10 protein-coding genes are annotated in these 11,955 nt (G+C 60.0%); 5 read left to right on the forward strand and 5 right to left on the reverse strand.

Features of this window, described 5'->3' with window-relative positions; all coding sequences use genetic code 11:
- Positions 1–32: 32 nt before the first annotated feature.
- Both ATO7_RS09820 and ATO7_RS09825 read left to right on the forward strand, forming a co-directional pair.
- Complete coding sequence (locus ATO7_RS09820) at positions 33–749, forward strand: Abi-alpha family protein (protein WP_158523144.1); 717 nt, start codon at positions 33–35, stop codon at positions 747–749.
- Positions 750–782: 33 nt separating this feature from the next.
- Positions 783–2,075 carry a DUF445 domain-containing protein gene (locus ATO7_RS09825; protein ID WP_083561558.1) on the forward strand — a complete coding sequence of 431 codons (1,293 nt, stop codon included), beginning with the start codon at positions 783–785 and terminating at the stop codon, positions 2,073–2,075.
- Positions 2,076–2,180: 105 nt separating this feature from the next.
- Here ATO7_RS09825 and ATO7_RS09830 read toward each other — a convergent pair whose 3' ends face one another.
- The 3 genes from ATO7_RS09830 to ATO7_RS09840 all read right to left on the reverse strand — a co-directional run bounded on the left by ATO7_RS09830 (position 2,181) and on the right by ATO7_RS09840 (position 5,994).
- Positions 2,181–4,202 carry an NADPH-dependent 2,4-dienoyl-CoA reductase gene (locus tag ATO7_RS09830; protein WP_083561559.1) on the reverse strand — a complete coding sequence of 674 codons (2,022 nt, stop codon included), beginning with the start codon at positions 4,200–4,202 and terminating at the stop codon, positions 2,181–2,183.
- A 98-nt stretch (positions 4,203–4,300) separates the two neighbouring features.
- The gene (locus tag ATO7_RS09835; protein WP_083561560.1) at positions 4,301–5,191 is read right to left on the reverse strand and encodes an MBL fold metallo-hydrolase; all 891 of its coding nucleotides are present in this window, start codon (positions 5,189–5,191) and stop codon (positions 4,301–4,303) included.
- A gap of 200 nt (positions 5,192–5,391) precedes the next feature.
- Complete coding sequence (locus tag ATO7_RS09840) at positions 5,392–5,994, reverse strand: TetR/AcrR family transcriptional regulator (RefSeq protein ID WP_083561561.1); 603 nt, start codon at positions 5,992–5,994, stop codon at positions 5,392–5,394.
- A gap of 215 nt (positions 5,995–6,209) precedes the next feature.
- Between ATO7_RS09840 and ATO7_RS09845 the strand changes: the two genes are divergently transcribed.
- Positions 6,210–6,842, forward strand: a complete 633-nt coding sequence (locus tag ATO7_RS09845) for a peroxiredoxin-like family protein (protein WP_083561562.1) — start codon at positions 6,210–6,212, stop codon at positions 6,840–6,842.
- On the opposite strand, the gene ATO7_RS09850 is transcribed toward ATO7_RS09845, so the two are convergent.
- The gene (locus ATO7_RS09850; RefSeq protein ID WP_083561563.1) at positions 6,827–7,792 is read right to left on the reverse strand and encodes a helix-turn-helix transcriptional regulator; all 966 of its coding nucleotides are present in this window, start codon (positions 7,790–7,792) and stop codon (positions 6,827–6,829) included. The genes ATO7_RS09845 and ATO7_RS09850 overlap by 16 nt on opposite strands.
- A 146-nt stretch (positions 7,793–7,938) precedes the next feature.
- Here ATO7_RS09850 and ATO7_RS09855 point away from each other — a divergent pair, with 146 nt between their 5' ends.
- Positions 7,939–9,702: an SLC13 family permease gene (locus ATO7_RS09855; RefSeq protein ID WP_083561564.1), complete on the forward strand. Its 1,764-nt coding sequence runs from the start codon at positions 7,939–7,941 to the stop codon at positions 9,700–9,702.
- Positions 9,703–9,717: 15 nt separating this feature from the next.
- Positions 9,718–11,628, forward strand: coding sequence for a DUF294 nucleotidyltransferase-like domain-containing protein (locus tag ATO7_RS09860; RefSeq protein ID WP_083561565.1), 1,911 nt, complete (start codon positions 9,718–9,720; stop codon positions 11,626–11,628).
- Here ATO7_RS09860 and ATO7_RS09865 read toward each other — a convergent pair.
- Positions 11,616–11,939, reverse strand: coding sequence for a DUF3325 domain-containing protein (locus tag ATO7_RS09865; RefSeq protein ID WP_158523146.1), 324 nt, complete (start codon positions 11,937–11,939; stop codon positions 11,616–11,618). The two genes, ATO7_RS09860 and ATO7_RS09865, sit on opposite strands and share 13 nt — an antisense overlap.
- Positions 11,940–11,955: the final 16 nt, after the last annotated feature.

Raw genomic sequence — 11,955 nt, forward strand, 5'->3', positions numbered from 1 at the left:
CCGCCAGAGTCCACCCTGTTCAGGAGGGGAAGATGTCAGAGTTACAAAAAGCCGATACGCGCATCCGCCGCGCCGAGCGGCGGCCACGCTTGTTCGATTTGGCAGCACGTTTGCCCGGCGCTGGCCTTGCTCGAGAAGCCTATGAAGGCATTGAGCACTTCGCCCTGACCGAACTCAAGAACCGGCTGGATGCGGTCAACCCGCCAACACCCAGCCCCGGCGACACCACATCGCGCACCCTGTCTCAGCGCACTCACCCGCGCGTACTACTGTCCGCCTTGCTTGACGAATCCACCGAGCAGGATCGCGAAGCCGCTCAACGCGCGCTGTACACCGCCATTTTGCTGCAATTGACCTCGGACGAGGCCTGCATGCTGGCGGCGCTTTCCGATGACAGCGAGTTTGCCTTGGTCAATATCACGGTCGGCACTCTGCGGACCGGCACCCGCGTCGCGGCGCGTAATTTTTGCTCGATCGAACGCGGCGCCCCGATCAAACTGCGTGACTACGTCCCAGCCTATATCACCCACCTTTACAACCTGGGCCTGGTCGAAATCACCAGCGAGAACCGCGATCTGGAAATGAAGTATCAGATTCTGGAAGCCAGCCCGCGTGTCAGCGGCATGGTGCGCGAACTGTCGCAGCACAATCGCAATGTCAGAACACAGCGTCGGACCCTGCGCATTGCACCGCTCGGTCGGGATTTGTGGTCCTACTGCGACCCGGCCAAAGCAACGCCTGACGAATAACCCCTGCCCCACTGACAGCAAGCGGATTCGCCCATGTTCGAAGCAGCGTGGTCTGATTTTCAGGCCAATATGTGGCTCTACCTTTCCATGCCCATCACCAGCGGGCTGGTCGGTTATGTGACCAACGTGGTCGCCATAAAAATGATGTTCCACCCACTGGAATTCTTCGGCAAGCCGCCGTTCCTGGGCTGGCAGGGCATCGTGCCGCGCAAAGCCGGGAAGATGGCCACCATCGCCTGCAACACCATCGTGCCGCAACTGGTCAGCGAGCAGGAAATATTCGAGCGCCTGGATCCCAAACAGGTCACCGAGGAGATCAGTGGTCCGATCCTGGAACTGGTCGATCAGATCGTCGAAGAGGTGATGTACGAATACGAACCGGCCTTGTGGGAAACCTTGCCGGTCACGGCCAAGAACCTGATCATCAAACGGGTCAAGGATGATGCGCCGGAAGTGGTTGAGGCGGTCATGGCCAGCTTGCGCGACAACGTCACCGAGATGTTCGACCTCACCGACATGGTGGTGACCACGCTGGCGCGTGACAAACAGCTGATCAACAAAATCTTTCAGGAAACCGGCCGGCGCGAGTTCCAGTTCATCGGCCACTCTGGCTTCTATTTCGGGTTTATATTCGGTGTTATTCAGATGGTCGCCTGGACCTTCTACAAAGGGGATTACCAGCTTCCACTGTTCGGCCTGGCCGTGGGTTATCTGACCAACTTCATTGCACTCAAGCTGATATTCCGCCCACAAACGCCGATCAAGATTGGCGGACTGCGTATTCAGGGGCTGTTCCACAAACGCCAGCCGGAAGTCTCGCGCGATTACGCCAAACTGATTGCCGACGAGATCGTAACCCCCTCCAACATCATTGAGGCGGTACTCAAAGGGCCCTACGCCGATCGTGTATTCCACATGATTGCCAAGCATGTAAAACGCGTGATCGACGCCCAGTCCGGCATGGCCAAACCGTTCGTGGCCTGGACCATTGGCACCAAGCGCTACATTGACATGAAAAACCTGGCGGTCGAGCGCATCGTTGAGAAGCTGCCCGACACCGTGCGCTCGGTTGACGCCTATGCAACCGAGGCGATGGACATTGCCAACACCCTGTCGGGGCGGCTCAGTGATCTACCGCCGGACGAGTTCGAGGAGATGCTGCGCCCTGCCTTTGAAGAGGATGAGTGGATACTCATCGCTGTCGGCGCTGCCCTGGGCTTCTGCGTGGGTATAGGCCAGCTGATCGCGTTTAAGGCGCTGGCCAGCGTACCGGCGATCAGCAGCGAAGCGGTTCAGCAAATGTTAAGCCTTACGACCCTGTTCTGATCTGCGTGCGCCTGTGCCTTAGCGCATAGGTCGCCAAGGCCAATCAGTCTGGTTTGAGTCCAGCGCCAGCAGCCTAAGGGCCGCTGGCGCTGATTCATTCACGGTTCAGAGTCGCGCTGCGAGCTGGCTGGCTTGCAAAATGGCGCGCTTAGCGTCGAGCTCCGCGGCAACGTCGGCGCCGCCCACCAGATGCGTTTGCACACCGGCCTGCTGCAGTTCATCCAGCAGATCACGGCGCGGTTCTTGCCCGGCACAAATCACCACATGGTCAACGTCAAGCACCTGAACGTCATCGCCCACACGAATGTGCAAACCTTGGTCATCGATCCGTTCATAGCTCACGCCCGGCATCATGTTGACGTGCTTATGCTTGAGCGAAAGGCGATGCGCCCAGCCGGTGGTTTTGCCCAGGCGCTTGCCAACTTGCTCGTCCTTGCGCTGTAACAACCAGATTTCACGCGGCGACGGCGTGACCTGGGCTGCGGTCAAACCGGCGCGCTGGGTCAGGCTCATGTCCACGCCCCATTCGGAACAGAATTCTTCTGCGGATTCGGCCGGCGAATGGTCATGCGAAAGATACTCGGCCACGTCGAAACCAATCCCGCCAGCCCCGATGATGGCGACCTTCTTGCCCACTTTGGCGCCTTTGAGCAGAACGTCGATATAGCTCAGCACTTTGGGGTGCTCAATACCCTCGATCCCAGGCGTTCTCGGCGTAATACCGGTGGCCAGAATGACCTCATCAAAACCGCTGGACAGTGCCTCGGCATTAACCGGCGTCGACAGACGCAAATCCACGCCCGTCAGTTCGATCTGGCGCCCGAAGTAACGGAGTGTCTCGTGGAACTCCTCCTTACCTGGAATGCGCTTGGCGATGTTGAACTGCCCGCCAATTTCATCGGCGGCATCGAACAGCACCACCTCGTGACCGCGACGTGCCAGGTTGGTAGAAGCCGCCAAGCCAGCCGGACCAGCGCCGACCACGGCAATCTTCTTGCGACTGTTGGTCGGCATGAAGTTCAGCGTGGTTTCATTGCACGCACGCGGGTTGACCAAGCAGGTCGACTTCTTCATCTGGAAGGTGTGATCCAGGCAGGCCTGGTTGCAGGCGATGCAGGTGTTGATCTCGTCGGCGCGATTCTCTTCAGCCTTGCGCACGAACTCCGCATCGGCCAGGAATGGCCGTGCCATGGACACCATATCGGCCTGGCCACTGGCCAGAATCTTTTCAGCCACGTCCGGCATGTTGATGCGGTTGGTGGTGCACAGCGGCACATTCACCGACCCCTTCATCTTTTCCGTCACCCAAGCGAAACCGGCCCGCGGCACGCGAGTGGCGATGGTCGGAATGCGCGCTTCGTGCCAGCCGATCCCGGTGTTGATGATGGTCACGCCGGCAGCCTCCAGCCCCTGGGCAAGCTGCACGATCTCCGGCCATTCGCTGCCGCCTTCGACCAGATCCAGCATCGAAAGACGGAAGATGATGATGAAATCACGGCCCACCGCTTCACGCATGCGTGAGACGATTTCCAGCGCGATACGCTGGCGATTTTCCACGCTGCCACCGTAGCGGTCATCACGTTTGTTGGTGCGCTCGACCAGGAACTGATTGATGAAATAGCCTTCCGAGCCCATCACCTCAACACCGTCGTAGCCGGCCTCTTTGGCCAACTCGGCGCAACGCACGTAGTCGTCGATCTGTTTTTCAACCCCGCGGGTCGACAAACCACGCGGCTTGAACGGCGTGATCGGTGATTTGACCGGTGATGCAGACACCGAAAACGGATGGTAGCCGTAACGCCCGGCGTGCAAGATCTGCATACAAATCTTGCCGCCTTCTTTGTGCACCGCATTGGTCACCATGCGGTGTGGCAGAACATGACGCTTGCTGGACAACTCGCCAGCCAGCGGCGAGACCCATCCATTGCGATTCGGTGCAATCCCACCAGTTACGATGAGGCCCACGCCACCACGTGCACGCTCGGCGAAGTAAGCCGCAAGTTTGGGGTAGTTCCAGAAGAAATCCTCCAAACCGGTGTGCATGGAGCCCATCAGCACGCGGTTTTTCAGCGTGGTGAAGCCCAGGTCCAGAGGTTGCAGCAAATGAGGATATGGCGAGGTCGTCATGTACGAGGATCCGCGAGCAAAAACGCTAGTTTACCGAACGGTAACATCGGGGCGCAGACCAAGCGGTCAATTCCCCTCAGATCCTCGACCGGCCGGGCTTAAGTCGGGCTTAAATCCAGCTGATCACCAGCGGCCGGCGCAATCACCCGGGTTGATGAGCCCAGTTGCGCCATCTGTGCACGGGCAAAGGCCAGCTTACGATCAATCGCGTCATCATCCTGATCAGGGTCGTGATGAAAGATGCAAAGGGTCTTGATATCGGCCCGGTGCGCCAGTGCGACCACCTCGCTGACACTGGAATGGCCCCAGTGCTGCTTGCCATCGGCGTACTCGTCATCCATGTACGTGGTATCGGTCACCAGATAGTCGGCACCGCGCACAAAATCGGCCAAGCGCTGACGATAGGCTTCGTCATAATCAGGGCTATCCGGCGGATACAACTCATTGTCTGTGACGTAGCAGAACACCGCACCGCCACATTCCAGGCGATACCCCAGGCAGTGACCGGGATGGTTCAAACGCAAGGTACGCATACGCACACCATCGAACTCATAATCTCCTTGTTCGAGGTTGGTGTAGGTCACCGAGGCCGCGAATTCATTCAAGGTTACGGGAAAATAGACCCCGTCCATTTGCCCCGCAATAAGCTCGCGCATGCCCTTGTCCTGCTGGGCCGGGCCGAGCACATCAAAGACATTCCCCTGAACAAACAACGGGGTGAAGAAGGGTAAGGCCTGAATATGGTCGATGTGTGGATGGGAAATAAATATGCGGGCCTTGATGTGCTTTCGACCGGCACGCTTGAGGGCATCCGAGAAACTCTTGATACCGCTGCCAGCATCGAAGATGAACAGCCCGCCGTCAGCAAATTCAACGCTGATACACGAGGTGTTGCCACCGTAACGCAGGCTGCCGCGACCGGTAACGGGCAAAGTGCCGCGCACTCCCCAGAAGGTGACTTGCGGAAAAGGCGGGCTGTGCATCCCCATCAGTGATCACACCACCCTGATGGGGCGATGGCCCGGATGCTTGCAACGCCGCCGAAAACGGCACGCCACAAGGCGTCGTTATTCGCTCTCCGGTTTCCCATGCCGGCGCCGCCCCCTGTCGTTGTCAGGAGGTCTACAGTACGGCAGCGTTTGCCCCGGCGCCAGCACAAACTGCCAACAGCGTCACACTCTGGCGTGGTCTACATATCGGGTTTGCGCATGGCGCGCCACAGCAAACGAAACATCGGGTTGGCTTGATCCCTCAAGCCCGCAGGCTGCCCACGCAGCACCCACATGGTGATGGCCCGGGACGCAAACCCTAGAAGCAGATCAAGCAATACCCGTTCATCAACCTCGTCGGTCAATATGCCTTTGTCACGCCCTTCCCGAAGCACGCGAGTGAACACAGCAAAAAGTTCAGGCTGACGGAAGGTGTCATTGCGGCTCCAGGTGTTGAGATATACCGAACTGGCCAGTATGCGGCCGACCCGTGGGTTGGACTCGAAGTAGTCGAGAATCACCCAGAACACCTTACGCATGCGGTCTTCGTAGTTCTCAATGCCTTCCAGATGATCAATCAAGCGCCCCGCCAGGGCACCCAAATGCGTATCCAGCGTGCCAAACAGCAGCGCTTCCTTGCTGCCGTAATACTTGTAGATGGTCTGCAAGCTGACATTGGCCTGGCGTGCAATTTCAATCAAGCTGACTTTGTGGAACTCCTGCTCGGAGAACGTTGCAAGCACGGCCGCTTCGATACGTGCCTGTATCGCAGGGCTGATCGCTGCAGGGCTCTTTCTGACCAAGACTGCACCTACATATGAATAACAAGGTAAGGATTGTTACACGCCAAACCGCACAGCTCAAAGCCTTTTAAATCTTATTTTCAAGCACTTCGACATCGGTCAGCTCTGACAGAGAAGCACAGGAAAGGTAACCCTTATTACTTCCAAGACTCTGAGCCGCAGGAACGCCGAGCGAAATCCACGGTCAACACAACGCCCCAATCACGAGCCCCGCGATGCGTTTTGCCATAACCGTCTTGATGCTATTTGCCCCCGCCTTTGTTCTGGCTGCTGACATCGCGCAACGCGCCGAAGATGTCACCCCCCTGAACGCCGGCACCGAGCTGCCCGACGTTCCCGTTCGGACCCTGGACGGGGGCGAGACCACCTCGCGCACCGCACTCGCCGGAAAGCCAGCCGTGCTGGTGTTTTTCCGCGGCGGCTGGTGTCCGTATTGCAACCGGCATCTGAGCAGCTTGCGCAAGATCGAAGATGATTTGCAGGCGCTCGGTTATCACCTGATCGCAATCAGCCCGGACAGCCCAGCCTCGCTGCGCGCTGGACTGAAGGAGCACAAGGCCGAATACACCTTAATTTCCGACAGCTCAGCGGCCTTCATCCGCGCACTTGGAATTGCCTTCGAGGTCGATGCAACGACCCGGGAAAAGTACCGCGGCTACGGCATTGACCTTGAGAAGGCCTCTGGCCAAGACCATCACCTGCTGCCGGTGCCGGCTGTCTATGTGGTGAACAGCGAAGGTGTCATCCAGTACCGCTACGCCAATCCCGACTACAAAGTCCGCCTCGACAACCAGGAGCTGCTTAAGCAGGTGCGCGCCGCCAACTCGGCGGGTCAGTCTGGGTACTGAGCCAGCGCATCAACCAGACGCGCTCGCACCGCCGCACGCAAATCTGCTGGCCCTTGAACCTCGACATCAGGGCCATAACGCAGAATTTCTCCAATTAACTCAGCGCTCTGCGCGTATGGCACCCGCAAACGGTAACGCCCATCCTGCAACGGTTCACCGCGCTGCTCGGGGTGCCAGGTTTCGGTCGCCACCCAGCGCGCGGCATGGGCGCTGAAAAGCAGATCTGCTTCGGCTGTCGGCTTGCCTGAAAAAATGCCATAGCTGTGAGCCAGCTGAGCGTCCAGCTCATGCTCGGGCAACTCGCGCGCCGCCTCGCTGCTTAGCTGTGCTGAGCGGATTTTGTCCAGTGAAAAGGTGCGCAAGCCTTCGCGGCTGTGGCACCAAGCATCCAGGTACCAGTTGTTGCGGTAGTTGACCAGACGCTGCGGCGACACCGTGCGCAGCGATTCTTCATCGGCGCTGCGGCTGTGATAGGCCAGGCTGAGCTTCTTGCGGCGCACTGTCGCATCGGCCACAACCTGGAAATACGCCCCCTGATCACGCGTGTTGGTCGAAACGATCTTGACCCGGCGCAGCAACTCACCCGCACCCATGTGTTTTTGCTTGAGAATCTCTTCCAGGCGCATACGAAACGGACGCACCATTTCCGACAACAGGCCCTGCCCGGACTCGCCCAGAAACTTGATGCCAGCCATGAGCGCCACCACCTCGCGCGAACTCAACCACAAACCGGGCAGCTCCCAGCTGCGACCTTCACCGGCGTAGATATAGCCGTTGCGCTCACGATCGTATAAAAGCGGCGCATTGAGATGATCGCGCAACAACTCCAGGGTCCGCGTCACTGTCGCACGCGAGCACTCCAGCTGCTGCTGAAGGTCTTCATGCGAAATCGGCGTACGCCGCCCGGACAGGATCCGGTGCATGGCGTAAATACGGTCAAATTTGTCCATCGCTTGGCAGGCTCTGTGGAACGTGTACCCATTTTCCGCTTACGCGGCATCCCGATCGCAAGCTCTCACGGCGAATCCGGTAACATGCCGCAACGCACATGCGTGCGTTGACGGCATTGTTCCACAGCTTAAAGCCCTACCGCTGAATGCAAGCTCTTTTCGTTCTCGCCCTGACCCTGGCGGTCTTCGCGGCACTGATTCTGACCCGGCACTCGCCGGACCGTATTCTGCTGCTTGCGCTGGCGGCACTCGCGGCCTCGGGCATCATCAGCCATGCCGATCTGCTCAGTGGCTTCGCCAACCCCGGACTCGCCACCGTGGCCTTTCTTTATGTGGTGGCTGCCGGCATCCGCAACACAGGCGGTGTCAGCTGGGTCTCGTCACGTGTGCTCGGGCGCCCAACCAACGAACTCGGCGCCCAGCTGCGCATGATGATCCCGGTCACGCTGCTCAGCGGCATCATGAACAACACGCCGATTGTGGCGACCTTGATTCCGGCCATCAGCACTTGGTCGCGTCAGACCGGCATCGCAGTCTCGAAGCTGCTGATTCCACTCAGCTACGCAGCGATCCTTGGCGGCACCCTGACTCTGATCGGCACCAGCACCAACCTGGTCACCGCCGGGCTGTATACCAGCATGACCGGCGATGACAGCCTGGGCCTGTTCAGCATCACACCGATTGGCCTGGTCGTCGCTGCCTGCGGCCTGACCTACATGTGGCTGGTCGGGCGCCATCTGCTGCCCACCCACCAAAGCGTGGAAGACAGTTTTGGCGACCCACGCGAATATTCAACCGAGATGAGCGTTATCCCCGACGGCGGCCTGGTTGGCAAAACCATTGCCCAAGCCGGATTGCGCGACATCCGCGGCCTGGGTTTGTATCTGGTCGAAATTGTGCGCGGCGACAAGGTCATCAGCGCGGTATCGCGTGAAGAACGCCTGCAAGCCGATGATCGGTTGATTTTTGTTGGCGACACGCGCGGCGTCCTGCAGCTGCAGGAGATGCTCGGCCTGCGGGCCTACAGCCCGGATAAGGTGGCGCTGAGCGAATCCTCGCCGGAACGCAAGCTGGTTGAAGTGGTGCTGTCGCCCTCATCGCCCATCATCGGTCAAACCATCGGCGACGCCGATTTTCGCAAGCGTTACGGCGCCGTGGTGATTGGTGTCGCGCGTGAAGGCCGCCGTATCAAAGGCCATATTGGCGGCATCCGGTTGCAGCCGGCCGACACCCTGCTACTGGAAACGCGCCCAGCCTTCCTGAGCCGGCAAAAGTACAACCGCGACTTTCTGCTCGTCACCGACACCGAATCACACCAGATCAACCGCGAGGGCGCCCGTCGCGCCGGCGCCATCATCCTGGCGGTCATCCTCTCCGCAGCCACCGGGTTGACCGATATTTTCACAGCCTCGCTGGTCGGGGCCATGGCCATGGTGGTCACGCGCTGCCTGAGCTTCAACCAGGCCAAGAGTGCGCTGGATGCCCAGGTTCTTCTGACCATCGCCTGCGCCATGGCGCTGGGTGTTGCGCTGCGCGAATCGGGCGCCGCCAGCCTGATTGCCAACGCCATCTTCAGTGTCGCCGGCACCCACCCGTTAAGCCTGCTCATAGCCAGCTACCTGATGACACTCGCAGTCAGCGAACTCATCACCAACAATGCCGCCGCAGCACTGGCGCTACCCATCGTACTGGGTGCTGCCGAAGCCGCTGGCCTGGCACCGCAACCTTTCGTTCTCACCGTCATGGTTGCCGCCTCCGCAGCCTTCGCAACCCCCCTGGGCTATCAGACCAACTTGATGGTTTACGGCCCCGGTGGCTATCGCTTTGCTGATTTCCTCAAGGTCGGCCTGCCATTGAACCTGATTTGCGCCGTGGCCGGGGTGAGTACGATCTACGCTTTGTGGTTCTGAACAACAGGTAAGTGAGTGGACAAGGACAGCACGCTCGACAGCACCCCAATCAGCGACCAGCCCAGCGCGCTGCAGGGCCTCGCCGACACCATCGCATTCCTGAGCGCACACCCGCCCTTCTCGGCCATGCCCGAGGACGATCTGGCCACGCTGCTCGCCCACGCCCGCCTGCGTTACTACCCTGAAGGCGAGAAAATTGATCCGCAGACCGATGCACCGCCGGCCTTCATTGCGGTGGTCTATCAGGGGCTGATCGGCGGCCTCACCGGTGCCGGCGGCGACTTCAGTGTTGGCCCGGGCGAAATGCTGCTTAATGTGGCCGCGTATGAAGGGCGTGCAAGTCGCTCTAACTACACCGCGCAGCGTGACTCGTTTCTGATTGAAATTCCCAGCCCGGATTTTCTGGCCGCGGCCCGTGAACAGGAACCGCTCAAGCGCTATTGCGAGCGCCGTGCCAGTGAACTGATCGATCTGTCGCGGGCTCAGGCCAGCCGTCAGGCCATGCTGGACCTGCAGGCTGAAGCCTCTCTCGACACACCGCTACGCGCACTGGCCAGCCACCCTGCCCTGGAATGCTCAGCCGATACGCCGGTCACCCGCGCCGTGGCGCAAATGCATGAAGCCGGCGTCGGCAGCATCATTATCAGCAATGGCCAACGCCAGGTTCTGGGTATCTTCACGCTGCATGATCTGCGCGATCTGGTCGCGCGGGGTGCAGACGCCATCCACGGGCCGGTCGGCGCGGTCATGACCGCACAACCGCAAGTCATTGAAGCCGATGCACCTGTGTACGAAGCTGCCGCCATGATGGCCGAACGCCGCGTGCGCCATTTGCCCGTTGTGGCTCACGGCCGCCTGTGGGGCATCGTGTCCGAGCGCGACCTGTTCACCTTGCAACGTGGCGGTCTGGTCCACTTGTCGCGGGCCTTGTCACGTGCAAACAACACCGACGAGATGCGCCAGATCCTGCGCGAAGTCCATGCCCTGTCGCGCCAGATGCTGGCGCACGGCGCCTCGGCACGCCAACTGACCGGCATCATCACCCGGCTTAACGACGCCGCACTGTCACGCGTGATTGCACTGATCACGGCCCAGCAGCCCTGGCCCTGCGACGTTATCTGGCTGACCTTCGGCAGCGAAGGGCGCGGTGAGCAAACGCTGGCCACCGACCAGGACAATGGGCTGGTCCTACTTGACGACCTGACTGACGCTGGCCGCACCCAGGCGTTGAAAATCGCCGGCCAGATCAACCAGGCACTGGACGACATTGGCTTCCCCCTGTGCCGCGGCAACACCATGGCCAGCAACCCCAATCTGTGCCTGAGCCTGGAAGAGTGGCGCGCACGTTTTGCACGCATGATCCAGTCGCCGACGCCGCAACACCTGTTGGACGCGACCATCCTGCTTGATGCTCGCCCCGCTCATGGCCCGCGCGAGCCCTGGCATGAGCTGATGCTGGAGGTGCGGGCGCAAGCCGCCGGCAACAGCCGCTTTGTTCGTGCGCTGGCCCGGCATGCGCTGGAATGGCGCCCAGCCCTCAACTTCATGGGCCGCGTGCGCACCCATAAAGTTGAAGATCAACGTGTCGTGAACCTGAAAAAGGGCGCCCTGCAACCGATCATCGCCGCAGCCAGAACCCTTGCCGTCGCCCACCAAGTCGATGCCATCAACACCGAGGATCGATTTCACGCCCTGGCCACCGCGCACGCCATCAATGCGAATGATGCGCGCGCCTGGGTTGAGGCTTTCAGCTTTGTGCAGTTGCAACGCATGAAGCTCAATCAGCAGCAAGCTGAAGCGGGCGAAACCATGGACAACGACCTGGATCTGACAACCCTCAACCCGCTGGACAAACGCATATTGCGCGAAGCCCTGCGCCAGGTCGGGCGGCTACAACGCCGTCTGGACCTGGACTACCCGGCGTGACGGCCCAGCCAAAACCACAACACCAAGACCAGCGGCGCTGCCAGCGTGATTCGCACCACCAGTTGTGGCACATAAGGCAAGCTGAAAACGACTGCGCAGGCAGCCATCGACAAGCAACCACCCCAGACGCCGAAAACACCGACTGAGAATCCCCAGACAGTCGCCCCTAGCGTGGCTGACAGCCCAAGAAGCAGTGCTGCCACACCGCGCAAGGCGCGCACCCGATACGGGCTGGGCTTGTATTCAAAGACCTGTTGATGATGCCGATTCATGGCCAGCGCGAGCATCACCAGCGCAGCATAATTAAGCATCAACACCATCGCGGCT

Origin of the sequence: Oceanococcus atlanticus (assembly GCF_002088235.1) — a bacterium.
Classification (GTDB): domain Bacteria; phylum Pseudomonadota; class Gammaproteobacteria; order Nevskiales; family Oceanococcaceae; genus Oceanococcus; species Oceanococcus atlanticus.